We start from the raw sequence: 24,657 nt of genomic DNA, 5'->3' as shown, positions 1-24,657 counted from the left end.
TTACCACTCCAAATATGTTTTTGCTTTTTTTATCTCTGAAATTTTTATTTCACAAATTCCATCACTATTTTCAACAGCTATACTCTCATCATCAGCTTTAACCAATCTACCAGAAATTTTTAACTCTCCAGCCTGCAACTTTACAAGCTCGCCTATACTCAAAGCAAACTGTCTTGGGTTAGTTAGCTTTCTTTCTAGTCCTGGACTACTTACTTCAAGTACATAGTCTCCAGAAACTGGCGGAGTAACATCATATATAGGCGAGAGCAAACGGCTTATCTTTTCGCAATCATCAAGACTTATACCATCTTTTTTTGTGATATAAACTCTATATATGGTTCTACCATTTTCACTCACAATCTCAGTATCATAAAGCTCTACTCCACACTCTTTTACAAGTTTCTCTAGCTCATTCATCTTTTTTTAAATCCTTTGAAATTTTATCAAAAAGCTTATCCATATGATTTTGATACTCTAGTCTATCATCAAATTTAAAGTGAAAATTTGGTGCTTTATACCAGCCTTCAGCAGCCATGCAATGGTTTTGTAAATGCTTTGAAACTCGCCTTAAGTGCGATAGTATATAGCCTTGCTCATACTCATCAAACGCCATCTTATCAAGATATACAAAGGCGTCATATCGACCTTTTTTGCACTCAACATCGGTAACACAAAGCCCTTTTAAAAGCCCATCTTCAAGTGTAGCAAGAGCCTCTGGGATAAGCTCTTTTAATACACTTTCAGTTCTTAGTCGCTTAATCTCATGTGGATTCATAGCTTGACTTGCTCCTCAATCTCCTTAAAGCTTTCGATATAATCATTTTCACGAATATCATTATATCCTTCTATGCCAACACCGCACTCATAGCCTTTTGCTACCTCTTTTACATCATCTTTAAAGCGCTTAAGCGAGCTTACCTTGCCCTCATAAACTACAACACCTTCGCGTATAAGGCGAATTTTTGCTCCTCTGTTAATGCTACCTTCAGTAACCAAGCAGCCAGCTATCGCGCCTATTTTTGGAACATTTATAACTTGACGAACGACAGCTTGACCTAACTGCTCTTCGCGTATAATAGGCGACATAAGTCCGCCAAGTAGAGCTTTTACATCGTCTATTAAGTTATATATAACATTATATGTTTTTATCTCAACGCCATTTTCTTTTGCTTTTTCTTTTATCTCTCCAGTTGGTCTAATATTAAAGCCTAAAACTATGCAGTTTTCGCTAGCTGCCGCGAGAGCGATATCACTTTGCGTTATGCCGCCAACACCAGAATGTATTATATTTACCTTTACCTCTTCATTTGCTAGCTTTTCAAGGCTTGCTCTTAAAGCCTCCAACGAACCTCCAACATCGGCTTTAATAATAACTGGAAGTGTTTTTAACTCACCTTCTGCTATCTTAGCGCTAAGCTCATCTATACTAACTTTAGTTGATTTGCTAAGCTCTTTTTGGCGTAGATATTCAGCCTTTTTCTGGGCGTACTCTCTAGCCTCTTTATCGGTTTTAACACTTATAAGAGTCTCTCCAGCTTCAGCCACTTCACTAAGTCCAACTATAACGCCGCATTCACCTGGTTTTATCTCTTTTAAAGCACCGCCTTGATCATCAAGCAAGCTTCTTATCTTTCCATATGCTACACCAGCAACCACTGTATCACCCACCCTAAGAGTACCATTTTCAACTATAATAGTAGCAACTGAGCCTCTACCTTTTTGCTGTGAACTTTCAATAATAGTCGCCTTTGCACTTGCTTTTGGGTTTGCTTTTAGTTCTAAAATTTCAGCCTGCAAAAGCACAATGTCAAGCAAGTCATCTATACCCATACCAGTTTTAGCTGATATAGGCACAAACTCATGACTTCCGCCCCACTCTGTTGGCATTATATCAAGTTCAGCCAGACCAGTTTTAACTAAATCTGGATTTGCCGACTCTTTATCCATTTTATTTATAGCTATAATAATAGGCACTCCGGCCACTTTAGCATGAGATACTGCCTCTTTTGTCTGAGGTTTTACCCCATCATCAGCAGCAACAACTACGATAACAATGTCAGTTACCCCTGCACCTCTTTGCCTCATGGCGGTAAAGGCTTCATGTCCTGGAGTATCGATAAAAGTTATGTTTTTACCATTTTTATTAACCATATATGCACCAACATGTTGAGTGATACCGCCAGCCTCGCCAGCTGCTACACGCGACTTTCTTATATAATCAAGCAGCGATGTTTTTCCATGATCAACATGCCCCATAATTGTGATGACTGGAGCTCGGATTTGCAGATTATCGTCATCTTTAATCCCCTCTTCATATGCCGCAACATAGTCAAATTCTTTTTGATCATCTATGATATTTACTTCGACATTAAACTCATCGGCTAAAATTTCTATAGCATCTGGGTCAAGGAAGTCATTTTTAGTAGTCATCATACCAAGCATAAATAGTTTGCCTATTATCTCGCTTGGTTGTTTGTTTAGTTTTTCAGCAAACTCATAAACGCGAATTTCGCTTGGAATTTCAACTGATGTTATAGTCTCGTTATTTTGGCTCTTCTCTGGTTTTTTATGCTTTTTACGAGAGCGTCTTTGTATGCCACCCTCAAAAGGATTTACAGTCGCATTTTGTGCATTTTTATAGACGCTTGGCTGCTTTGCCTTTTGTGTTGGTTGTGGAGTTGGGGATCTAAAAGTAAAGTCTGGAAGCACCACTACATCTTCATCTTCAAGGACAATATCAGCAAAGTCACTAGCACCTAAAAAGTCTATCTTCTCGCTACTACCTTTTTTAGAATTTACAGGCTGTTTTTTAATATCTTTCTTTTTCTTTTTAGTATCATTGCCAATACTCGAGAACATATTTTCCAAATTTTTTGGCACCATTGGCTCTGAGTTTAGGGCTCTTTCTGTGCGTTTTGGTGCGCTTGCTTGCTCGTCGCTCTTTTTCTTTACAATAACAAGACCTCTTCGCTTTTGGCTAATCTCAGCAAGACTCTCTTTAGCAACTTGTTTTTCTGGCTCTTTTAGCTCTATTTTTTCTTGCATTTGACTAATGACTGGCTCTTTTTTAGGCTCAACTTGCGAGACTTCAGCTACTTTTTTCTTTTTTGCTAGCTCTTTTTCGCTCTTAGTTTCTTTTAGTTTTTCATCTTTTACTGGCTTTTTGTCGGCTTCATCTTTTGTTTCAATCTTTTTTGTAGGTTCTTTTTTTGCCTTAGATTCAGCTTTTTTCTTTTTAAATCTCTCTGGAATTTCGCCAGTCGTTATATATTCATAAATCGCCTCAGCATCCTCTGGGCTGACCGCATTTGAGTGAGTTTTAACCTTTAGTCCAAGCTCTTGTGCCTTCTCTAGTACCTCTTTGGCTGGATAGCCAATCTCATTTGCGATTTCTGAAATTCTAATGTTTGCCATTTAAGAGCATCTCCTTTAAACTTAAACCTTCCAAATTTACGCCCTTTGCGTATCTGTCAAGTATCTTTTTTAAAATTTTTTCATCTTTTTTAAGACATTCATCACATAGGTAAAAGCTGCGTCCATTTCCAGCACCAAACTCAATATTGCCGCTACTAACTCGGTATCTAAAAAGCTTGTGCTGTGATAGTTTGATTTTACAAGCTACGCAGGTTCTTATGGGATTATTTTTGTTCATTATATCTTTTTTTAGCTTTTTTTTAGCTTTGCAGGATAATAAATCCATCATTGTCAAACTCAAGTATGCAAACTTTAAAATTTACAAATCTCTCAGCCAGCTTTTTTTGCAAATTTTGAGCATCTGTAGCGTAGGCTATGTTTAAAAAAGTTGAGCCTGAGCCAGAAAGAGTGCTCATCAATGAACCATTTTCATAAGCAACTTTTCTAACTTCAAAAAGCTCGCTAAGTTCGCACATTCTGCGATCTTCGTGCATCATGTCAGTAGCTGCCACCTTTAACATATCATAGTTTTTACTAGCAAAGCAAGATGTTAAAAAAGCAGCATGAGAGAGGTTATTTACACACTCTTTCATTGAATAAGTTTTAGGCAAAACGCTACGAGAATGGTGCGTACTCATGGGCATATCAGGTATCACAACGACTGCTTTTAGGCTTGCGTCTATCTGAAATTTATTTGTAAAAACGCTATCATTATGAACTACGGCACTTATAAATCCGCCATGAACGGCTGGAGCGATGTTGTCTGGATGATTCTCATAAAAAAGTGCTTTATTTAAAATAACACTTTTTTGAGCCTTAAATCCAGCCATAGTGTATGCGCTAGCGATAGCTGATATAATAACAGCTGATGAGCTTCCAAGACCTCTTGAAAATGGGATTTTATTATCAAAAATCATCCTAAAATTTGCACTTTTACCAACAAGTTCGGAAAAAATTTCATTAAAAACACTTACAAAAAGGTTATTTCGTTTTAAACTAGTATTCTGACTTCCTTCGCCATTTATCGAAACCGATGAAAAGCTTGCTGGCTCGATACTAACTTCATTATAAAGCTTTAAACTAAGCCCAAGCGCATCAAAGCCAGGACCTAAATTTGCACTCGTGGCTGGAACTAAAATTTTCAATCTTCCCCCTAAACTGCTGCTATAACATACTCTGGCAGTGTTTCATTATTTAAATTTAAACTATACAAATCATTTGGCAAAACAAATGGTGATGGCTCAGTCTTTTTTAAAATAACACCTTCTTTTTCCATTACAAAACTAAGGGATTTATTTGCCTTTACTGCTCCGCCGTCATTTAGTTCAAAACCACTAACAGACATAAACTTACACCCTTTTACTAGGCAAAATGTCTTTAAAATTATATAAGCAACCTTTAAACCCATAAAGCTTCCGGGTGTATTTGCATAGACTATTTTTGTAATAGTATAGTTTTTACTAAGTTCATCAAGAATTCCAACAAGTGCCTCACTAGTATGCTCATCACTACTTATATCTTGAAATTTTTTACCACTTTCATAAAGTCCAACAAGAAGTGGCGAGCTAAGAGAGATGATTAAAATTTCAATACTTTTTATGCAAAAACCCTCTCATACTCTTTTAGAAGTTTCGCATCAAGAGTTGCAAGCTCGTAGTTTTTAGCATCGGCAAATATCGCAAGGGTTAGCTTATGATTTAGATCATGGCTTCCAGCAAATGCAAAATAATCTCCCATCAAAGGCGCTTTAAGCAACGCCAAATCACCGATAGCGTCAAGAATTTTATGTCTTACAAACTCATTTTCAAATCTCAAACCTTCAGGATTTAATATGCGATTATCATCAATAGCAACGGCATTATCAAGCGACGCACCAAGTGCTAAATTTTGGGATTGCAACTTTTGCAAATCTTTTAAAAAACCAAAAGTTCTAGCCCTTGCTATCTCTTTTATAAAATTTGTTTTACTAAATTCAAAAACATGTCTTTGCTCACCGATAACTGGATGGTCAAATTTTATAGTATAGTCAAATTTAGGCTCTTTTGAAGGGACGGCACGAACAAATTTATCACCCTCCCTTACCTCGACTTCGCGTCTTATAATAAGCACTTTTTTGCCTTCATCAAGCTGCCTAACTCCGGCCTCATCAAGTAGCATACAAAAACTTATAGCGCTTCCGTCCATTACTGGAACTTCGTTTGCGTCAAGTAAAATTCTAATATTATCTATCCCATATCCATTTATGGCAGCCAAGAGATGTTCAATGGTACTTATAAAGCCATTCTGGTTGCCTAAAACTGTTGCCATTTGTGTATTTATAACACTTTGTGGCTCGGCACGAAAGCTAATACCAAGATCTGTGCGAGTAAAAACTATGCCCATATTTGCTTCAAGTGGCTCAAGTACTAGCCTTATAGGCTCGCCCTTGTGAAGCCCTATACCAACAGTTTCAACTCGTCTTGCTATGGTTGTTTGTTTCACTATATTTTCCTTTAAATTTACCACTTTTTAGTTTTTATCTATCATAGCTTTTGCTGCGTCTAAAACGCTAGTTACATTATCTTTTATCCACTTTTTATCCATCCACTGCTGCGGTCTTACCTCTTCGCCTTGCACGATGATACCAAAGTGAAGGTGATCTCCAAGTGCAAGACCAGATATGCCAGTGGTGCCTATTTGCTGACCTGAAGTAACCCTATCGCCAACTTTTACACTCATACTTGAACAGTGCGCATAAAGCGAGTAAAGACCAAAACCGTGATCAATAACTATATTTTGTCCATAAATCCCATTTTCTTGAGCAAACACAACCTCGCCGTCATTACTCGAGACTATCGGAGCTTGAGCCACTGAAGCAAAATCTATTCCCATATGCCATGACTCGCTTATTTGCTCGCCATTATAAGTGTAAAATCTATGATCAGCAAAGTCAGCAACCTTCTTGCCGTTGCGCAACGGATAGAATGTTTGCAGGCTAAAATTTGATATTTGATCTGTTGGGATCTTTGATGTTACAGCTGCGATACTTTGTTCGTTTGAGTCGCGCAAAGTTTCATTTATAAAACGCATCTTTTCAAGTCGCCCTAAGCTTTGAGGATCTTTTGCGTAAAGCTCGGTAAGCTCGGTAACTTTCCCATCTATAAAGTTATCTCTTAGCTCTATCGTTGAACTTTTGTATTTAAAATTTTGTAAGAAATATCTTATATAAGATCTATTTTCATTACCTGCACTATCCCTTGCTACAACTTCAGCACGAAAATTTTCCCTAGCCGCTGGCCAAACTACAAGAGCAGCATAATATCCATCTTTATAAAACGGCGTTACTGCAAATTTCTTTCCATAATCGGTTTGGACATAGACCTCTTTTAGATCATTATCTGCCACTTTAAACACAACAACAGCACTACCACCCTTTGTTATGGCGTAAGAATTTGAGAGTATATAAAGGTCTGGTTTTGTAGTATCAACTATCACTTTTACATTTTTTTTCTCTTTATTCCCACTAAAAAAATTCCACTTACTTATATCTACAACCTCTATATTCATATCATAGCTATCTTTTTTGTTACTAAAAAATCCTGTCTTTGGAAAAGTTAAATTTAAGTCAAAATTTTTAAGCGGAGTCTCTAGAATTTGATTTAACATATTTATCTCATTTTGCCCATCGCTCATGCTAACACGAACAAATTTTACACCACTATCATCTTGTATATTTATCTGAACTGGTGAGCGCAAATTCCAGTAAATTGTATCATTTATGGCTATAACTGGTTTTTTTCTCTCAAAATTTTCAGATGTATATAAAAACCACAATCCAGCAAAAATAACTACCAAAAGCCCAAAAAGTGCAAAGGCAGATGCACTAATACCTCTTCTCAAAATAAAAATCCTAAAAATTCAAAATAAAATCGTCTCTATTCTACTAAAAAATCAATAAATTTTAAGTTAATCTACAAAATTTCTCGTATCTTTCTAGCGTCACTCATCCAGCTATTTAGCTCTTCCCAATGCTCATTTTCTATGAGTTTTTCACACCTACTAAGCTCATCTTTAAATACTCTTATGGCCTCTAAAATATTATCTTTATTTTGTTTAAAAATATCTCCCCACATGATAGGTGAAGACTTTGCGACACGGATCATACCGCGAAAAGTTGGACCACCAAGCGCCATGATATGTCGCCTATCCTCTTCTTTTAACACTCCACTCGCAAGTGAAAACGCTATAGCATGCGGTAAATGCGATATAAGTCCAACATGATGATCGTGTTCAGCTGCACTCATAAAAACTATTTTCATGCCAAGATGTGAGAAAAGTTCAACCGAGCGTTTTACATGCCTTTCATGGCTCTCCTCAAAGTCGCAAACCACAACAACAGCGTCCCTGTAAAGCTCTTTTACTGCAGCTTGAGGACCTGAGTACTCGGTACCAGCCATTGGATGGGCAGGGATAAAATTTGGGCGAATTTTTTGAGGCACGGCTTCAATTATCTTTTGTTTTGTTGAACCAAGATCGATAATAGTAGTGTTTTGCGCTATATCTTCAAGCTCTTTTACTATTTTTATTATACTTTCGACTGGGATTGCTAAAAATATAATATCACACTTTTTTTTCATCTCATCAAAGCTTAAAATTTCATGAACAAGCCCTAGTTCAAGCGCCTTTTCTTCATGTGCTTTGTTTAAATCATAGCCACTTACACATGAGATTAATTTTTGCTCCTTAAGAGATAGTCCAAGCGAGCCGCCTATCAAACCAAGACCTATAATGCCTACTTTCATACAAAACCTTTTGCAAATTTGTTAATTTTAAAAATAAATATGCTATTATACGACATTTATACTCAAATTTTAGGTTAAATGATGAAAAAAAATTTATTTTTGCTACTTTTAGCATTTTCGGCAGCCAATGCTGAGCAAATTCAGTCTGTAAATTTTAATGGACTCATACACATCTCACCAGATGTTGCTCGTGAAATAAGTGGGCTTAAAATAGGCTCGCAGCTAACAGGTGAAAATAGCGACAAGGCTATCACAAACCTCTTTAAACAAGGATATTTTGAAGATATTTATCTTACTAGTGATGGCACTGGAAATATTGTTATAAATTTAAAAGAAAAGCCAAGCATAGCTAGGGTTGATCTAAAAGGTGTTGTTACAAACGATAAAACCGCGATCGAGTCTCTAATAAATATAAAACCAGGAAATATGTATGATGAACTTAGTATCGAAAAAACAAAAGAGCGTATACGCCAGTACTATGAGTCAAAAGGCTACTTTGATACTGTCGTAGATGTTGAAAAAAAGCCAGTTGCGGACAATGAAAGCTCACTATTTTTAACACTAAATATAAACCGTGGCGAAAATATGATAATAGAAAATGTAAATTTAGTCGGGGCAAAGAAATTTGACTACGGCGATGTTGAACCTATCATAGCAAATAAAAGTCGCGAGTGGGCAGGCTGGATGTGGGGTCGCAATGATGGCAAAGTAAGGCTCTTTGAACTTGAGAATGATCCACTTCGTATACAAGATAAATATTTTCAAAAAGGCTACCTAGACGCTACCGTCTCAGCTCCTTACCTAAACGCCTCTTTTGATAACTATACAGCAGATCTTACATACTATATAAAAGAAGGTAAGCCATACGATGTTTCAAGCGTAAATATCGATGCTCCTGAGTATTTAGAGCTTGATAAAGATGAACTTATAAGTGACTTTAAACTTGAAGCTGGCGATAGAATGAACTCAGAACACCTAAGACGCGACATGAAAAAGCTTGATGACTTAGTAGCCGATAAAGGATATGCCTTTGTAAAAGTCTCACCAAATACACAAAAGTATGATGATAACCACACAGTTGATATAACTTATGAGGTTGATCCTGGCGAGCAAGTGTATATAAGAAATGTTAAAATTTCAGGTAACGAGCGCACAGTTGATCGTGTTATACGCCGCGAACTTTACCTAACAGAAGGTAGCTTATATAGCAGGACGGATTTGCAAGATTCAACTGACGCACTAAAACGCACAAGCTACTTTGATGATGTTGAGATAAAAGAAGAAAGAGTTGATGCAAATACAGTTGATCTAATAGTTGATGTAAAAGAAGCATCTACGGGAACTATAAGTGGTGGTATCGGCTATGGAAGCTCTGATGGACTGCTTCTAAGCGCCAGCCTCTCGGACTCAAATATCTTTGGCTCTGGCATGAAAGGTACGATAAGCGTTGATAAGAGTGATGATGAGCTTTCTGGACAAATAGGTATAACAAATCCAAGAATTTTTGATAGCGAATACAGTCTTGGTGGTACGATATATGCAAATGACTACGATTGGGATAACTACGAAGAGAAGTCGTATGGCTTTAACCTAACCGTTGGTCGCAAAATCACTAGAAATTTAAGCGCTTCTTTAAGCTATGTTATAGAGCAAAGTGACATTTCAGGACTAAATAAAGTCCTACAAGAGGTCGGATATAAAGAAGGAAAAAATCTAAAAAGCTCACTTATACCAGCCATCAGCTACAATAGCACGGATGATTACTACCTACCACGACGCGGTATTTTAGCATCTACATCGTTTGAGTTTGCAGGCATTGGCGGAGATGAAAAATTTGTAAAAAACAGAACTGATTTTAACTACTACTTAGGTCTTAGAGAGTATATTGATTATGACTTTATCTTAAGATACAAATCTAGCTTTGGAAAAGTTTGGGATAATGGCTATGTGCCTATCAACGAAAAGCTATATCTTGGTGGCATAAGAAATTTGCGTGGTTACGAAAGTAGATCTGTTTCACCAAAAGTACTTGCTTCAAATGGTCAGTGGTATGAAACTGGCGGTGAAATTTCATTTAATAACTCAGCTGAAATCAGCTTTCCTTTAATCGACCGTGTCAAAATGCGCGGTATGGTTTTTTATGATTATGGTATGATAGGACAAAAAAGTGTAAGCGAGATAAAACGCTCAAGCTACGGTGCAGGCATTGAGTGGATAACGCCTATTGGACCACTTCAGCTGATATTTGCAAAAGCACTTAATAAAGCTCGCAACGATGACACAAACTCATTTGAATTTACAATAGGTCGTCGCTTCTAAAACAAAGAGAGCTTTTGGCTCTCTTTTAAAATTTAGCTCAAATTTGCTACAATTTTCTTTTTTAAAAGGAAATTTATGAAAACTTTAACGATTATTGATACATTTGGATTTTTCTTTCGTCTTTACTACGCCATGAGCGGATTAAAAAACAAAGATGGCAAACCAAGCGGTATGGTAAGTGGATTTGCAAATTTTATATTAAATTTAAAAGAAGAGTATCAAAGTGACTACATCATATTTGCCCTTGATAGCAAAGGAAAAACACTGCGTCACGAGCTTACAAGAGAGTATAAAGCAAACAGAAGCGAACCTCCAGCAGAGCTAAAAGCACAGCTTCCAATTTGTATAAAAATGATAGAAAAAATGGGTCTTTGTGCCATATCGCGCGAAGGATACGAGGCTGATGATATAATAGCTAGCGTAGTCAAAGAGTGCAAAAAAGAGGGAATTTTTGCTCGCATAGTAACTCATGATAAAGATCTTTACCAGCTTATAGAAGATGGAAAAGTAAGCATATATAGCCCGCAAAGCAAAATAGAGCATAATACTCAAAGTTGTATCGAAAAATACGGAGTAAAACCTGAGTTTATACGCGACTATCTAGCACTTACTGGAGATAGCTCTGATAATATCCCGGGCGTTAAAGGCATAGGGAGCAAGGGGGCAAAAAAGCTCATAGATGAGTTTGGTGGTATCGAGCAAATTTATGAAAATTTAGCACTCATATCAAACGAACGAGTTAGAAATATGCTCATAGATGGTCGAGATAGTGCATTTTTAAGCAAAAAACTTGCAACACTTTTTGATAATGTTGATGTAAAAAAAGAGCTTAGTAAGGCCAAGTTTCCACAGACAAACCCTCTTTTAAACATCATAGAAATTTTAAGAGAGTATGACCTAAATCGCATTTTAAAACATATCGAAAATGACGCAAAAAGTGAAAATGTCTCACTTGGATTTGAGCCAGTTTTACTTACTAAAAAAGATGAGTTAGAGACACTGCTTTCAGATATAACAAACCAAACTATCGTGGCTTTTGATACCGAAACAACAAGCATAGACACACAAATTGCAAAGATAGTGGGTTTTAGCTTTTGCTTTAACGAACAAAAAGCCTACTATGTCCCAATAGCTCATAACTATTTAGGTGTTGGCGAGCAGATAGAGCAAAGCGTTGCAAAATGGGCAATAGAGCAAATTTTTAAAGGTTGCGTGATTGGTCAAAATTTAAAATACGACCTACAAATAGTTGCCAAAAACTACGGTATAAATCCACCCAAAAACCTAAAAGATACAATGGTACTAGCTTGGCTTAGTGAGCCTGGCATTGCAGTTGGCATGGACGCTTTAGCAAAGCGACTTTATAACTATGAAACTATAAAATTTGAAGATGTTGTAAAAAAAGATGAAACCTTTGCAAATGTTGCTCTTGAAAATGCCGTTAAATACGCAGCTGAGGATGCATGGATAACGCTTAAGTTTTACAACACCTTTTTAAATACTTTGGATAAAGAGCTTTTACAAATAGCAGATGAGCTAGAATTTGACTTTGTTAAAACACTTTTTGAAGTTGAAAATAACGGTATAAAGCTAGACACCAACAAGATGAGCGAACTATTAAACTTGCTAAATTCTCGCTTAAAAACACTAAGTGGTGAAATTTATGAACTAAGTGGCGAAAGCTTTAATATAAACTCAGTCAAACAGCTTGGCGAAGTACTTTTTGAGCGTCTAAAACTTCCAGTCAAAAAAAAGACAAAAACAGGATATAGTACTGACGAGAGTGTTTTAAATGAGCTAATAAACGAACATCCAGTGATAGAAAAACTACTAGAATATAGGGAGCTTTATAAGCTAGTTAGCACCTACTGCGAGCCACTTTTATCGCTTGCTAGGAAAGATGAGAACTCAAGAATTTATACAAGTTTTTTACAAACTGGTACAAGCACTGGTAGGCTTTCAAGCAAAAATCCAAATTTACAAAACATACCAGCTCGTGGAAGGCTTGCCAAAGATGTCAGATCAGCATTTATAGCAAAAGATGGCTTTAGCCTTGTTGGACTTGATTATAGTCAAATAGAACTAAGGCTTTTGGCTCATTTTAGCCGTGATACTGCACTGCTTGATGCTTTTAAAAATGATGAGGATATACACACAAGAACGGCTATTAGCATATTTGGCAGCACTGATGATCAAAAAAGAGCGGTTGCAAAAAGTATAAATTTTGGTCTTATTTATGGCATGGGGGCAAATAAACTAAGCGATCAAATAGATATCTCACGCGCAGAAGCAAAGGAGTATATAGAGCGCTATTTTAGGGCTTTTCCTAGCATAAAAGGCTTTTTAGAGAGTCTTAAAATTTCAGCTAAAAATGATGGTTTTATAACCACGCTTATTGGCAGAAAACGCTTTTTTAACTTTAGCAACGCAAGCCCTATGCAAGTAGCCATGCAAGAAAGAGAAGCTGTAAATACAAAATTCCAAGGCTCGGCAGCAGATCTTATAAAGATGGCAATGGTTAAAATTTCAGCCATCACAAACGATCGCGCAAAGATGCTTTTGCAAATTCATGATGAGTTGATATTTGAAGTAAAAGATGAGTATGCACAAGAATTTGCAGAGCATGCAAGGCAGATAATGCAAAATATTTATACTCTTAATGTTCCGCTTAAGTGCTCGCTAAATATAGCAAAAAACTGGGGTGAGCTAAAATAGTGCACTAGAGCTTGTCTTTAAATTTTTGCTGATTACCCATATAAACAAAGCTTAGCACCTCAGCAACCGCACGAAATAGCTTTTCAGGTATGGCGTCATTAACCTCACAAATTTTATAAAGCTCTCTAGCAAGTGGCGGATTTTCCACGATCTCAACGCTATTTTCAGCCGCTATCTTCCGTATTTGCAAAGCTATGAGATCTACACCTTTTGCGACCACAACAGGTGCATTATCTTGCGTTTTATCATAACGGATAGCCACAGCGTAGTGAGTTGGGTTTGTTATAACAACATCAGCGGCTGGAATTTGCTGCATCATACGCTTACGGCTAGCCTCCATCTGAACACGACGAATTCTAGCCTTTACCTGCGGATCACCGTCCATTTGTTTATACTCATCTTTTATCTCTTGCTTACTCATCCTAAGCCCCTTAAAGTACTGAAAACGAGTTATCATAAGATCAGCAAGTCCTATAACCATAAGAACGATAAGCATTACTCCAACCAAAATAAGCATCTTATCCATAAGCCAACCAAGCTGATCAAACATCCCAAAAAACAGTACATATGGCAGCTCTTTAATAAACTGTAAAAAAAAGTAAAATCCAACACCAAATACAGCCGCGACCTTGACTGTTATCTTGACGCTTTCAATAGCCTTTTTCATTGAAAATAAATTCTTTAATCCCTTAATTGGGTTTATCTTATTAAGATCAGGAGTGATAGGCTTTGTTGTAAAAATCAGACCAAACTGCATAACATTTGCTATAACTCCAGCAATAGCTACACAAACACAAATAGGCAGTATCATTAGCAAAAATCGCCACATAGTATTCATGGCGATTAGGTGGATAGTTTTTAGCGTAAGCTCAACACCGATAAATTTCGCATAGTACTCATAAAGCAAAACAACTTGATTTTTTATAAAACCTATCATGCCTATAAGCACACCTATGCCTATACAAAGCGTAATAAAGCCCGCCATATCTTGGCTTTTAGGGACATTACCGTCCTTTTTGGCGTCTTCTATCTTTTTGGAGGTGGGTTCTTCTGTTTTTTCTTCGTCTTCGCCAGCCATTATTTCTCACTAAATTTTTCTGGCATTATAGCGGATTTTTGCTATTTTTACTACCTAAAAAGAGAAATTTTATCTTAAATACTTAAAAATATCTAATAATAAAATTTATTAAAAATTTAGAAAAGTTATATTATCATTACATTTTTATAATTTATCTTAAACAAAATGAGTAGTTATGAAAACTAAGTTTTTTATACTAAGTTCAGTTGCTCTTGCTAGCTCATTATTTGCAAACGATCTTGCAAAACAAGCACTTGATTTTAGCATTATGCCTATTCCAAGTGATGAAAAAGCACTAAATAAAATGATAAATGAAGCTGCACCAGACGCCAAAGAGCATCCAAGCACTAAGGCTAGATATGAACTTGGCAAACGCCTATATTTTGACCCTCGCCTTTCAAAGTCGGGCATTATCAGCTGTAATACCTGTCACAACCTAGGACTTGGCGGAACTGATGGTGTGCCAGCCTCAACAGGCCACAAATGGACTCCAAACCCACATCACATAAACGCTCCTACTGTTTATAACTCAGTCTTTAACTCAGTTCAGTTTTGGGACGGAAGGGCTGCTCATCTTTCAGCACAGGCTGCAGGACCAATGACTGCTGCACCTGAAATGGCAAGTACGCCAGAGCTAGTCGTAGAGCGCTTAAAGTCTATCCCAGCCTATGTTGATGAGTTTAAAACAGCTTTTAATAGCGAAGTAACTTTTGACTTAGTAAATGCCGCCATAGGTGTCTTTGAGCGAACTCTTGTAACTCCATCAAGATTTGATAAATTTCTACTTGGAGACAAAAAAGCACTAAATGATGCAGAGAAACAAGGACTAAAAACATTCCTAGACAAAGGATGTGCAAGCTGTCACAACGGAATAAATTTAGGCGGAACGCTACAACCGTTTGAAGTAGCTGCAAAGTATCAGTTTGCAAATATTGGCGACTTCAAAGGCGATGCAAACGGCATGGTAAAAACTCCAACTCTTCGTAATGTTGAGCTAACAACACCTTATTTTCACAATGGTGCTATTTGGTCACTAAAAGAGGCAGTTCAAACCATGGGTAGCGTACAACTTGGCATAGAGATAAATGACAAAGAAGCAAATGAGATAGTAACATTTTTAAATTCACTAACGGGCGATATGCCAAAGGTTGAATATCCAATGTTTCCTGCTTCAACTGATAAAAATTCAAAACCAGAGCTTGATTATTAAAATTTGGGGCGGTATGCGCCCCATAAACTACTTAAAATTTAGCTTAAATTTATAATATTTTAGATATAATCCGAGCCTTAACCAACAAAGCTCCATAAACTTTTAAATAAGTGCTTTTTGGTCTTACCAAATTTAGAAAGGATAGCATGAAATACGCTATTATCAAGAACGGCGGTAAGCAGTATAAGGTAAGTGAAGGTCAGTATCTTAACCTTGATCACTTTGCAGCTGAGCCAAAATCAAAAGTCGAAGTTACGGATGTTTTAGTCCTAAATAACGGCGAATTAAAGGTAGGTGCGCCATTTGTTAAGGGTGCAAAAGTTGTCTTAGAAGTTGTAACAGAAGGTAAAGACAAAAAAGTCGTTATCTACAAAAAACGCAGAAGAAAAGACTCAAAACTCAAACGCGGTTTTAGAAGACAATATACTCGCGTAAAAGTCGTAAGTATCGCAGGCTAAGGAGTAAGGTATGGCACACAAAAAAGGTCAGGGTTCAACCCAGAATAACCGTGATAGTATAGGTCGCCGTTTAGGCGTTAAAAAATTCGGTAGCGAGTTCGTTCGTGCTGGAAATATCATCATTCGTCAGCGTGGCACGGCTACTCATCCAGGCTCAAATGTTGGTATGGGTAAAGACCACACAATATTTGCGCTTATCGACGGATATGTAAAATTCGAGCAAAAAGATAAAAATAGAAAAAAAGTTTCTGTTTATCCAGCAAATGCATAAAGCTTTGGGGCTTTTGCCCCATCTCTCTTTAAAAATTTCACAAAATTAAACTTTAATCAACAAACTGATATAATTTAAATTTCAAAAATTTACATATAAAGACGGAATTTTATGTGTTATATAATTAGTTAAAATACTCTAAAATGGCGATATTAAGGAAAAAATATGTTTATAGATAGTGTAAAATTTTCAGTCTCATCTGGACACGGAGGTGCTGGTGCTGCATCATTTCGTCGCGAAAAACATGTTATTATGGGTGGTCCAGATGGTGGCGATGGTGGCGATGGTGGCGATGTTTATTTTATCGTAGATAATAACTCTCACACTTTGGCAGCATATAAGGGCAAACGCTCTTTAAAAGCCCAAAATGGCGAACCTGGCATGGGAAAGCTAATGAACGGCAAAAAGGGCGAGAGTTTAAATTTAGTCGTACCTCCTGGCACAGCAGTTTATGATGATGATAGCGGTGAGCTGCTTTGTGATTTGACAGAACAAGGACAAAAAGTACTATTTTTAAAAGGGGGTAAAGGTGGTCTTGGAAATGTGCATTTTAAAAACTCTGTTAATCAAGCCCCAGAATACGCCCAAAAAGGACTTCCAGAAGAGAGCAAAAATATCCGCTTAGAGCTAAAACTTATCGCAGATGTTGGGCTTGTTGGTTTTCCAAATGTTGGCAAATCAACACTCATTTCAACCGTTTCAAATGCCAAACCACAGATAGCAAACTATGAATTTACAACACTTACTCCAAAACTAGGACTTGTTGAAGTTGATGAGTATAGTGGCTTTGTGATGGCTGATATACCAGGCATCATCGAGGGAGCTAGCGATGGACGCGGACTTGGGCTTAAATTTTTACAGCATATCGAGCGAACAAAGGTGCTTTTGTATATGATTGACTTGGCAAATTACAGAGAGCTAAACGAGCAATTTTTTACTTTAAAAAGCGAGGTTGCCAAATTTTCACTAGAGCTTGCCAACCGTGCCTACGCCATAGCTCTTACTCGCCTTGATGCTTGCGATGATGAGAGTAAAATTTCAGCCTTTATCTCTAATCTTGGGCTTGGCGATAATAAGCAAGATTTCAAACAAAATTTAGATGAGTTTGACATTACAAAACCTTACTTTATTATGTCAATAAGTTCAGCAACAAATGAAAATATCAAGGAGTTAAAATTTAACCTTCTTGAACTAACACAAAAAGATAAAAAGTAAAATTTATGTATTTTGTGAGTGTGATTTAAATGCTTTTTGGTTATATTTATCACAGCAAAAAACTAATCTAAACAAAAAATCAAAGGAGAGAAAATGAAGAAATTTCTAAATTTTAGCCTATTTTTCGTACTTTTTGTAACATCATCACTAGCAAGCGAGCTAAGCAAATTTAAGCAACAAAGTGGCTGGAGCGAGTTTGAGCTAAATGGAAAAATAAAAAGCATGGAGCTAACGCAAACTTGGCACGATAACAAAAACAAAAATGAAAAAACAACTGTATTTTTTAACGAGCAAGGATATATCACAAAAGAGATAGTAAAGGTTGATGGCAAAAAAGAGCATAGTATAGAATACAAGCTAAACGCTCAAAATTTTAGACTCTTAGCAAATGCAAATGATGGCACAAGTACAAAATTTAGCTACGAATTTGGCGATGAAGTACTTTATCAAACTGCAGAGGAATTTGTTAATGGCAAAAAACCGATACAGGCAAAAACAGTAGTTAAGAAATTTAGCAAAGATGGAAAAATTCTAACAGAGCAAATACGAAGTGGCGGCTATACTATCGCCGAGTTTCACACCATATATGATGAAAAAGGCAACAAGATAAAAGAGCAAGATGGTAGCGGCATGGTGATATTTGACATTAGCTACATTTACGATGAAAACGGAAATTTAAAGCAAAAATCACTCCTTAGCCCGATCGAATCAAAAGTACAGTACATTCTTTATGACAAAGCTCATGTGACTCTGATACAAAATACCGAGATGCAAAAGCCAGATGGTAGCGAACCTGCGCTTCTTGAAAGCTGGACATATAAAAACACGGTTGATAAAAATAACAACTTAACCAATGTTAAAATTTATAGCGATGACGGCAAACTGCTTCGTGAAGATAGTTACAAATATGAGTACTACAGATGAAAAATATCGTTTTCATGGGTACTCCAGAATATGCTACGGATATTTTATCTAAAATTTTAGAAGCTGGCTTTAATGTTGCAGGAGTTTTTACACAGCCCGATAAACCCGTGGGCAGAAAGCAAATTTTAACACCACCACATGTAAAGGCTTTTTTGCAAGAAAAATATCCAGATATAAAAATTTTTCAGCCAGAAAATTTAAAAAGTGAGGCGATACATCAGCAAATTCAGGCACTAAAGCCTGAGTTTATAGTTGTTGCGGCTTATGGACAAATTTTGCCAAAAGAGGTTTTAAATATAGCAACTTGCATAAATTTACACGCTTCTATCTTACCAAAATACCGCGGTGCAAGTCCTATCCAGTCAGCACTTTTAAATGACGAAAAGCAAACTGGCGTTACTGCCATGCTTATGGATGAAGGGCTGGATACTGGGGCGATGCTCGATTTTGCCTACACAAACTGCGAACATAAAACTGCTGGTGAGCTTTTTATCGAACTTGGAAAGATGGCAGGCACTCTCATCGTTTCTGTTCTTAAAAATTTTACCTCACTAAAACCAATTACTCAAAATGATAATGAAGCAAGCATTTGCAAAAAGATAAAAAAACAAAGCGGACTTTTTAGCTTTGATGAAAATGCAGACGAAATTTACAACAAATTTCGTGCTTATACACCGTGGCCTGGTCTATTTTTAGAGAGTGGTCTTAAAATTTTATCACTTAAAATAAAAGAGAATTTTTCTGGCGATGCTGGCAAAATTTTAAAGATAGAAAAAGATGGCTTTATCGTCTCGTGTGGCACCAAGGCAGTAAAAATTCTCTCCATACAAGAGCCAAGCAAAAAAGCCGTGAGCGCGAGCGCGTACATAAATGGGAAAAGGCTTAGCGTTGGTGATAGAATTTCTTGATGAGTGTGGCTCTACGCATATTGAAATTTGTGAGCGTATAAAGCTAGGCATACAAAAACCTCCATTTGCAATCTGCACAAAAAGGCAAAGTTCTGGCGTTGGAAGTCGTGGAAATGAGTGGATCGGGCTTGATGGAAATTTATTTTTATCATTTTGTATGCATAAAAATGACCTTTCTCAAGACATCTGCGATTCTTCGATATCTATATATTTTTCAATGATAATGAAAAATTTTTTAGAAAATTTAGGGTCAAAAGCCTGGGTAAAATGGCCAAATGACTTTTACATAAATGACCGAAAAATAGGCGGAACTATAAGCACAAAAATTAGTAAAATCTATATCGGCTCGATAGGTTTAAATTTGGCTCAAGCACCTGAAAATGCGGGTATTTTAGACATAAACATTAGCCCAAATAACCTAGCCTTAGGTTTTATAGATGAGCTTGGTAAAAAAATTTCATGGAAGCAGATTTTTAGCAAATTTAGTGTAGAATTTGTCAAATCAAAAAACTTCATCACACACATCGGCGAAAGTAGCGTAAATTTAGCAGATGCTACACTTTGTGACGATGGAGCCATTTTTCTAAATAATAAAAAGGTGTATTCTTTAAGATGAGCGAAGTTATAACCATTGCAAACCAAAAAGGTGGTGTCGGAAAGACGACGACAGCCGTAAATTTAGCTGCGTCACTTGCTGTGGCTGAGAAAAAAGTCCTGCTTATAGACATCGATCCGCAAGCAAACGCAACAACTGGAATGGGTTTTAAAAGAAGCGACTATGAGTTTAATATCTATCATGTTTTAACAGGCTCTAAAAAGCTATCACAAATCGTCCTTCCAACACAAATCCCAACCCTATTTCTAGCGCCATCAAACATAGGGCTTGTCAGTATTGAACGCGAATTTAACGATAAAGACAAAGAGCTAAAGCTTATCCTTCGTAAAAAACTAGAAGAGGTGAAGGATGATTATGACTTTGTCATTATTGATAGCCCACCCGCACTTGGTGGCATAACAGTAAATGCACTTAGTGCAAGCGATAGTGTTATAATACCGATACAGTGTGAATTTTACGCACTTGATGGCGTTGCACTTATACTAAACACTGTAAAATATATCAAAAAAACGATTAATCCAAAACTAAGTGTGCGTGGCTTTTTACCAACAATGTTTAGCTCGCAAAACAATCTCTCAAAAGAGGCGGTTAATAACCTAAAAGAGAATTTCAAAAGTAAGCTTTTTGCAATCAAAGATGCTGATGATTTTGTTATCATACCGCGAAACATTAAACTAGCTGAAAGTCCTAGCTTTGGAAAGCCAGTCATACTTTATGACATAAAATCACCAGGTTCAATCGCATATCAAAATTTGGCGCATTCGATACTAAGTTAAGGGAAAATATGGCAAAAGAAAAAGTAAAAATCAATTTTGGAAATATGCTCTCAGAAGCAAAGTCAGCATACGAAGATGATGAGATACTAGACTATTTTGGTGTAAGCTCAGATACGGTTGAAGAGCTTGAAATTTCACTTATCACACCAAACCCCTATCAACCGCGCAAAAATTTCGATGCCGAGGCACTAAAGGAGCTTAGCGAAAGTATAAAAAGGCATGGGCTTATTCAACCTATTATTGTCATTAAAAAAGATAATGGCTATATGCTTATTGCTGGTGAGCGCAGATATAGAGCAACAAAGATGCTTGGCGAGGACAAGATAAAGGCTATCGTAGCAGATCTTGGCTCAAAAAATTTACGCGAAATAGCCCTGATAGAAAATATACAGCGCGAAAATTTAAACCCTATTGAGCTTGCAACTTCCTATCAAGAGCTAATAAATGAGTATAAAATCACTCAAGACGCACTGGCAAATATCATTCACAAAAGTCGCACACAAATAACCAATACACTTCGCCTACTTACCTTATCAAAGCAAACTCAGTCTCTTTTAATGGATGAAAAGATAACTCAAGGGCATGCGAAAGTTTTAGTTGGACTTAGCCAAGATGATGAAAAAACAGTAGTTGATACGATAATAGGACAAAAATTAAATGTGCGAGAAACTGAAATTTTAGTTAAAAAACTAAAAGACAAAACAGCGCCCAAAAAGCAAATTCTTGAACTTAGCAAAGAGTATAAAGATGAGCTTAATAGGCTTGAAAACAAACTAAAAAAACTAAATTTAAATACAAAAATAAAAAACAAAAATCTAATAATTGAATTTAAAGATACTACAGATATTAAAAATTTTATTGAAAAAATATCTCAGTAATATTTAAATTTAATCTAATTTTTTACTTATTTATAGTAAAATCGGCTTTATTTTTGTTTTCACAAGATTAATAAAAACTTTAAGGAGAGTTAATGTTAGAGATAAATCCATCTCTTGTTATCTTGACGGCAGTCGTTTTTCTAGGGCTTATAGCGATTTTAAACCCTATGCTTTATAAACCAATGCTGAAATTTATAGACGAGCGTAACGCCTCTATAAAAAATGACGAGGAGAGCGCAAGTAAAAATGTTAGCGATCTAAGCGTATATCAAGCAGAAGCTGAAAGCATCATACAAAACGCAAGAAACGAAGCCAACAAAATAAGACAAGAGGCATTAAATGCAGCAAAAGGTGTTGCACTTAAAGAGGTTGAAGCCAAGAGATCTGTACTTGAGGCTGACTATAACGCATTTTTGAGCACATTAAATGCCCAAAAAGATGAACTAAAAGCAAGTTTAAGCTCAAAACTTCCTGAGCTAAAATCTGTTTTGAATGACAAATTAGTAAGAATTTAGGGGGAGAGATGAGATTTATTCTACCTTTACTGATTTTGCAAGCATTTGCTTTTGCTAGCAGTCATGGCACAAACTATGATATAGTCGAAAGAACGCTAAACTTTTTACTATTTTTTGGAATTCTTATATATTTTATAGCCAAGCCACTTAAACAAATGTATATTGACAGGATTAACAAGATAGCAAGTAAGCTTAAAAGCATAGAAGAAAAACTAAATTCTTCAAAAAGCCAAAAAGATGAGGCTATAAAAAAGGTTGAAGAGGCGAAGATAAATGCTGCTAGCCTTATTGAAACCGCTCAAAAAGAGGCTTTAAATTTAGCTCAGAAAGTTAAAAAAGACACAGAGCAAGACATTATAAATATCGAAAAGAGCTTCAAAGAGCAAAAAGAATTTGAAGAACGCAAGATGACAAAATCTGTCGTAAATGAAATTTTGAATGAAATTTTTGCAAATGATAGTCTAAAGATAGATCAAAAAGAGCTTGTAAACATCGTTCTTAAGAAGGTTAGCTAATGAATGAGATAACAGCAAAAAAATATGTAAAAGCCATTTTAAATGGCACAGACAAGAGTGAGCTTGATGGATTTTTGGCAAATTTACAAAAAATCTCAGATGCGTTTGCTTTACCTAAATTTCAAAGTATAATTAGCATACCTACTCTTAAAATAGCATCAAAGGTTGATTTCATACTTTCATTGGTTGAAAACCCAAATGTAAAGTTTAAAAATTTTATCAAACTACTTGGCGAAAACAAGAGACTAGAGCTATTACCAACGATATACAAAGAGCTAAAAGCACAAAAGGCAATTATAGAAAATGTATATTTGGGTGAAATTTATGGCGATTTAAATTTAAGCGAAAATGACATAAAAGCGCTTGAAGATAAATTTTCAAAGCGTTTTAATGCTCAAATCAAACTCGAAAGCGCAAAAGATAACTATAAAGGTATAAAGATCGAGCTTAAAGATTTGGGTGTAGAAGTAAGTTTCTCAGTCGATAGGCTTAGAGCACAGTTGAGCGAATATATATTAAAAGCAATATAAAAAGGAGTAAAAGCGTGAGCGTAAAAAATAGAGCTGATGAGATCAGTGCGATCATCAAAGAGAGAATCGAAAATTTTGATTTAAATGTTGATGTTGAAGAGACTGGCAAGGTTATTTCTGTTGCGGATGGCGTTGCAAATGTTTATGGTCTTAAAAACATTATGGCTGGCGAAATGGTCGAGTTTGAGAGTGGTGAAAAAGGCATGGCTCTTAACCTTGAAGAAAGTAGCGTTGGTATCGTTATCCTAGGTAAAACAAGTAATATTACAGAAGGAAGTTCGGTTAAACGCCTTAAAAAGCTTCTTCGTGTTCCAGTTGGAGATGCGCTAATAGGTCGTGTTGTAAATTCGCTTGGCGAGCCAATCGACGCAAAAGGTCCGATCGAAACTACAGAAACTCGTTTCGTTGAAGAAAAAGCAAAAGGCATTATGGCTAGAAAATCAGTTCATGAGCCGCTTCAAACAGGTATCAAGGCTATCGACGCACTAGTTCCGATTGGTAGAGGTCAGCGTGAGCTTATCATTGGCGACCGCCAAACAGGCAAAACAACAGTTGCGATAGATACTATCATCAACCAAAAAGGTCAAGATGTTGTTTGTATCTATGTTGCTATCGGTCAAAAACAATCAACCGTTGCACAAGTTGTTAAAAAACTAGAAGAGTACGGAGCTATGGACTATACCATAGTTGTAAATGCAGGCGCTTCTGATACTGCCGCTCTTCAATACCTTGCTCCTTATGCTGGTGTCACTATGGGTGAATATTTCCGTGATAACTCACGCCATGCGCTTATTATTTACGATGATCTTTCAAAACATGCCGTGGCTTATCGTGAGATGTCTTTGATTTTACGCCGTCCTCCAGGTCGTGAGGCTTATCCAGGTGATGTATTTTACCTTCACTCAAGACTACTTGAAAGAGCAAGCAAGCTAAACGACGCACTTGGTGCTGGCTCTCTTACAGCGCTTCCTATCATTGAAACACAAGCTGGCGATGTTTCTGCTTATATCCCAACGAATGTTATTTCTATTACTGATGGTCAAATTTTCCTTGAAACAGACCTATTTAACTCAGGTATCCGCCCTGCGATAAATGTTGGTCTTTCAGTTTCTCGCGTTGGTGGTGCAGCACAGATTAAAGCTACAAAACAAGTTTCTGGAAATTTAAGACTTGACTTGGCTCAATACCGAGAGCTTCAAGCATTTGCACAATTTGCAAGCGATCTTGATGAAAGCTCAAGAAAGCAACTAGAGCGCGGTCAAAAAATGGTTGAAGTACTAAAACAGCCACCTTACAGCCCACTTCCAGTTGAAAATCAAGTTTTAATCATCTTTGCAGGTGCAAAAGGCTATCTTGACGATATCACAACATCAAGTGTAACAAAATTTGAAGCTGAACTTTATCCTTATGTTGAGGCTAAGTATCCTGAAATTTTTGAACAAATTAGAACTAAAAAAGCTCTTGATAAAGAGGCAGAGGAGCTTTTACATAAAGCATTGAAAGATTTTAAAGCGACTTTCTCTGCTAACTAAGG

The 24,657-nt window shown here is 36.6% G+C and carries 25 protein-coding genes; 15 read left to right on the top strand and 10 right to left on the bottom strand.

Annotated elements, in window-relative coordinates:
• The 9 genes from rimP to U5B17_RS00915 all read right to left on the bottom strand — a co-directional run bounded on the left by rimP (position 1) and on the right by U5B17_RS00915 (position 8,195).
• Positions 1-417 carry a ribosome maturation factor RimP gene (gene rimP, locus U5B17_RS00955; protein ID WP_430803498.1) on the bottom strand — a complete coding sequence of 139 codons (417 nt, stop codon included), beginning with the start codon at positions 415-417 and terminating at the stop codon, positions 1-3.
• The gene (gene rbfA / locus U5B17_RS00950; protein ID WP_430803497.1) at positions 410-775 is read right to left on the bottom strand and encodes a 30S ribosome-binding factor RbfA; all 366 of its coding nucleotides are present in this window, start codon (positions 773-775) and stop codon (positions 410-412) included. The genes rimP and rbfA overlap by 8 nt, the downstream gene beginning before the upstream one ends.
• A complete protein-coding gene (gene infB / locus U5B17_RS00945) occupies positions 772-3,414 on the bottom strand; it encodes a translation initiation factor IF-2 (protein WP_430803496.1) in 2,643 nt (880 codons plus the stop codon). Before infB ends, rbfA begins: the two co-directional genes overlap by 4 nt.
• Positions 3,401-3,652 (bottom strand): DUF448 domain-containing protein, encoded by a 252-nt coding sequence (locus tag U5B17_RS00940; RefSeq protein WP_430803495.1) that lies wholly within the window; start codon positions 3,650-3,652, stop codon positions 3,401-3,403. The genes infB and U5B17_RS00940 overlap by 14 nt, the downstream gene beginning before the upstream one ends.
• Before the next feature lie 22 nt (positions 3,653-3,674).
• Positions 3,675-4,559, bottom strand: coding sequence for a homoserine kinase (thrB, locus tag U5B17_RS00935; RefSeq protein WP_430803494.1), 885 nt, complete (start codon positions 4,557-4,559; stop codon positions 3,675-3,677).
• An 8-nt stretch (positions 4,560-4,567) separates the two neighbouring features.
• Positions 4,568-4,759 (bottom strand): hypothetical protein, encoded by a 192-nt coding sequence (locus tag U5B17_RS00930; RefSeq protein ID WP_430803493.1) that lies wholly within the window; start codon positions 4,757-4,759, stop codon positions 4,568-4,570.
• A gap of 251 nt (positions 4,760-5,010) precedes the next feature.
• Positions 5,011-5,895, bottom strand: a complete 885-nt coding sequence (gene lpxC / locus U5B17_RS00925; RefSeq protein ID WP_430803492.1) for a UDP-3-O-acyl-N-acetylglucosamine deacetylase — start codon at positions 5,893-5,895, stop codon at positions 5,011-5,013.
• Positions 5,896-5,922: 27 nt separating this feature from the next.
• Complete coding sequence (pgp6, locus tag U5B17_RS00920; protein WP_430803851.1) at positions 5,923-7,296, bottom strand: peptidoglycan metallopeptidase Pgp6; 1,374 nt, start codon at positions 7,294-7,296, stop codon at positions 5,923-5,925.
• 68 nt (positions 7,297-7,364) lie between these two features.
• Positions 7,365-8,195 (bottom strand): prephenate dehydrogenase, encoded by an 831-nt coding sequence (locus U5B17_RS00915; RefSeq protein ID WP_430803491.1) that lies wholly within the window; start codon positions 8,193-8,195, stop codon positions 7,365-7,367.
• Positions 8,196-8,276: 81 nt separating this feature from the next.
• On the opposite strand from U5B17_RS00915, the gene bamA reads away from it, so the two are divergent.
• Both bamA and polA read left to right on the top strand, forming a co-directional pair.
• Positions 8,277-10,514: an outer membrane protein assembly factor BamA gene (gene bamA / locus U5B17_RS00910; protein WP_430803490.1), complete on the top strand. Its 2,238-nt coding sequence runs from the start codon at positions 8,277-8,279 to the stop codon at positions 10,512-10,514.
• Positions 10,515-10,589: 75 nt separating this feature from the next.
• Positions 10,590-13,229, top strand: a complete 2,640-nt coding sequence (gene polA, locus U5B17_RS00905; protein ID WP_430803489.1) for a DNA polymerase I — start codon at positions 10,590-10,592, stop codon at positions 13,227-13,229.
• Between the two features lie 4 nt (positions 13,230-13,233).
• Here polA and flhB read toward each other — a convergent pair whose 3' ends face one another.
• A complete protein-coding gene (gene flhB / locus U5B17_RS00900) occupies positions 13,234-14,307 on the bottom strand; it encodes a flagellar biosynthesis protein FlhB (RefSeq protein WP_430803488.1) in 1,074 nt (357 codons plus the stop codon).
• A 175-nt stretch (positions 14,308-14,482) separates the two neighbouring features.
• Between flhB and U5B17_RS00895 the strand changes: the two genes are divergently transcribed.
• The 13 genes from U5B17_RS00895 to atpA all read left to right on the top strand — a co-directional run bounded on the left by U5B17_RS00895 (position 14,483) and on the right by atpA (position 24,655).
• The gene (locus tag U5B17_RS00895) at positions 14,483-15,517 is read left to right on the top strand and encodes a cytochrome-c peroxidase (RefSeq protein ID WP_430803487.1); all 1,035 of its coding nucleotides are present in this window, start codon (positions 14,483-14,485) and stop codon (positions 15,515-15,517) included.
• A 146-nt stretch (positions 15,518-15,663) separates the two neighbouring features.
• Positions 15,664-15,975, top strand: coding sequence for a 50S ribosomal protein L21 (gene rplU, locus U5B17_RS00890; RefSeq protein ID WP_430803486.1), 312 nt, complete (start codon positions 15,664-15,666; stop codon positions 15,973-15,975).
• 10 nt (positions 15,976-15,985) lie between these two features.
• Positions 15,986-16,246, top strand: a complete 261-nt coding sequence (gene rpmA / locus U5B17_RS00885) for a 50S ribosomal protein L27 (protein WP_430803485.1) — start codon at positions 15,986-15,988, stop codon at positions 16,244-16,246.
• Positions 16,247-16,411: 165 nt separating this feature from the next.
• Entirely contained in the window at positions 16,412-17,461 is a 1,050-nt protein-coding gene (gene obgE, locus U5B17_RS00880) for a GTPase ObgE (RefSeq protein ID WP_430803484.1), read from the top strand.
• Between the two features lie 93 nt (positions 17,462-17,554).
• Entirely contained in the window at positions 17,555-18,385 is an 831-nt protein-coding gene (locus U5B17_RS00875; RefSeq protein WP_430803483.1) for a hypothetical protein, read from the top strand.
• A complete protein-coding gene (gene fmt / locus U5B17_RS00870) occupies positions 18,382-19,293 on the top strand; it encodes a methionyl-tRNA formyltransferase (protein ID WP_430803482.1) in 912 nt (303 codons plus the stop codon). Before U5B17_RS00875 ends, fmt begins: the two co-directional genes overlap by 4 nt.
• A complete protein-coding gene (locus tag U5B17_RS00865; RefSeq protein ID WP_430803481.1) occupies positions 19,277-19,909 on the top strand; it encodes a biotin--[acetyl-CoA-carboxylase] ligase in 633 nt (210 codons plus the stop codon). The genes fmt and U5B17_RS00865 overlap by 17 nt, the downstream gene beginning before the upstream one ends.
• On the top strand, positions 19,906-20,685 hold the full coding sequence (locus U5B17_RS00860) for a ParA family protein (RefSeq protein ID WP_230056009.1): 780 nt from the start codon (positions 19,906-19,908) through the stop codon (positions 20,683-20,685). Before U5B17_RS00865 ends, U5B17_RS00860 begins: the two co-directional genes overlap by 4 nt.
• A gap of 8 nt (positions 20,686-20,693) precedes the next feature.
• Complete coding sequence (locus U5B17_RS00855; protein ID WP_430803480.1) at positions 20,694-21,563, top strand: ParB/RepB/Spo0J family partition protein; 870 nt, start codon at positions 20,694-20,696, stop codon at positions 21,561-21,563.
• A 92-nt stretch (positions 21,564-21,655) separates the two neighbouring features.
• Positions 21,656-22,078, top strand: coding sequence for a FoF1 ATP synthase subunit B' (locus tag U5B17_RS00850; protein WP_430803479.1), 423 nt, complete (start codon positions 21,656-21,658; stop codon positions 22,076-22,078).
• Positions 22,079-22,086: 8 nt separating this feature from the next.
• The gene (locus U5B17_RS00845) at positions 22,087-22,593 is read left to right on the top strand and encodes a F0F1 ATP synthase subunit B (RefSeq protein ID WP_430803478.1); all 507 of its coding nucleotides are present in this window, start codon (positions 22,087-22,089) and stop codon (positions 22,591-22,593) included.
• Positions 22,593-23,123, top strand: coding sequence for a F0F1 ATP synthase subunit delta (locus U5B17_RS00840; RefSeq protein ID WP_430803477.1), 531 nt, complete (start codon positions 22,593-22,595; stop codon positions 23,121-23,123). The genes U5B17_RS00845 and U5B17_RS00840 overlap by 1 nt, the downstream gene beginning before the upstream one ends.
• A gap of 14 nt (positions 23,124-23,137) precedes the next feature.
• A complete protein-coding gene (gene atpA / locus U5B17_RS00835; RefSeq protein ID WP_430803476.1) occupies positions 23,138-24,655 on the top strand; it encodes a F0F1 ATP synthase subunit alpha in 1,518 nt (505 codons plus the stop codon).
• The last annotated feature ends 2 nt before the right edge of the window (positions 24,656-24,657 follow it).

Origin of the sequence: Campylobacter australis (assembly GCF_050586305.1) — a bacterium.
Taxonomy (GTDB): domain Bacteria; phylum Campylobacterota; class Campylobacteria; order Campylobacterales; family Campylobacteraceae; genus Campylobacter_A.
This window is presented reverse-complemented; position numbering and strand designations above follow the sequence as displayed.

What these genes read in the sequence shown, in the direction of transcription:
- U5B17_RS00930 (WP_430803493.1), bottom strand. Translation starts at nt 4,759, where the DNA reads ATGTCTGTTAGTGGTTTTGAACTAAATGACGGCGGAGCAGTAAAGGCA.
- infB (WP_430803496.1), bottom strand. Translation starts at nt 3,414, where the DNA reads ATGGCAAACATTAGAATTTCAGAAATCGCAAATGAGATTGGCTATCCA.
- U5B17_RS00940 (WP_430803495.1), bottom strand. Translation starts at nt 3,652, where the DNA reads ATGAACAAAAATAATCCCATAAGAACCTGCGTAGCTTGTAAAATCAAA.
- obgE (WP_430803484.1), top strand. Translation starts at nt 16,412, where the DNA reads ATGTTTATAGATAGTGTAAAATTTTCAGTCTCATCTGGACACGGAGGT.
- fmt (WP_430803482.1), top strand. Translation starts at nt 18,382, where the DNA reads ATGAAAAATATCGTTTTCATGGGTACTCCAGAATATGCTACGGATATT.
- U5B17_RS00860 (WP_230056009.1), top strand. Translation starts at nt 19,906, where the DNA reads ATGAGCGAAGTTATAACCATTGCAAACCAAAAAGGTGGTGTCGGAAAG.
- U5B17_RS00845 (WP_430803478.1), top strand. Translation starts at nt 22,087, where the DNA reads ATGAGATTTATTCTACCTTTACTGATTTTGCAAGCATTTGCTTTTGCT.
- rplU (WP_430803486.1), top strand. Translation starts at nt 15,664, where the DNA reads ATGAAATACGCTATTATCAAGAACGGCGGTAAGCAGTATAAGGTAAGT.
- U5B17_RS00840 (WP_430803477.1), top strand. Translation starts at nt 22,593, where the DNA reads ATGAATGAGATAACAGCAAAAAAATATGTAAAAGCCATTTTAAATGGC.
- U5B17_RS00850 (WP_430803479.1), top strand. Translation starts at nt 21,656, where the DNA reads ATGTTAGAGATAAATCCATCTCTTGTTATCTTGACGGCAGTCGTTTTT.
- U5B17_RS00875 (WP_430803483.1), top strand. Translation starts at nt 17,555, where the DNA reads ATGAAGAAATTTCTAAATTTTAGCCTATTTTTCGTACTTTTTGTAACA.
- flhB (WP_430803488.1), bottom strand. Translation starts at nt 14,307, where the DNA reads ATGGCTGGCGAAGACGAAGAAAAAACAGAAGAACCCACCTCCAAAAAG.
- polA (WP_430803489.1), top strand. Translation starts at nt 10,590, where the DNA reads ATGAAAACTTTAACGATTATTGATACATTTGGATTTTTCTTTCGTCTT.
- U5B17_RS00915 (WP_430803491.1), bottom strand. Translation starts at nt 8,195, where the DNA reads ATGAAAGTAGGCATTATAGGTCTTGGTTTGATAGGCGGCTCGCTTGGA.
- rpmA (WP_430803485.1), top strand. Translation starts at nt 15,986, where the DNA reads ATGGCACACAAAAAAGGTCAGGGTTCAACCCAGAATAACCGTGATAGT.
- bamA (WP_430803490.1), top strand. Translation starts at nt 8,277, where the DNA reads ATGAAAAAAAATTTATTTTTGCTACTTTTAGCATTTTCGGCAGCCAAT.
- rimP (WP_430803498.1), bottom strand. Translation starts at nt 417, where the DNA reads ATGAATGAGCTAGAGAAACTTGTAAAAGAGTGTGGAGTAGAGCTTTAT.
- rbfA (WP_430803497.1), bottom strand. Translation starts at nt 775, where the DNA reads ATGAATCCACATGAGATTAAGCGACTAAGAACTGAAAGTGTATTAAAA.
- U5B17_RS00895 (WP_430803487.1), top strand. Translation starts at nt 14,483, where the DNA reads ATGAAAACTAAGTTTTTTATACTAAGTTCAGTTGCTCTTGCTAGCTCA.
- U5B17_RS00855 (WP_430803480.1), top strand. Translation starts at nt 20,694, where the DNA reads ATGGCAAAAGAAAAAGTAAAAATCAATTTTGGAAATATGCTCTCAGAA.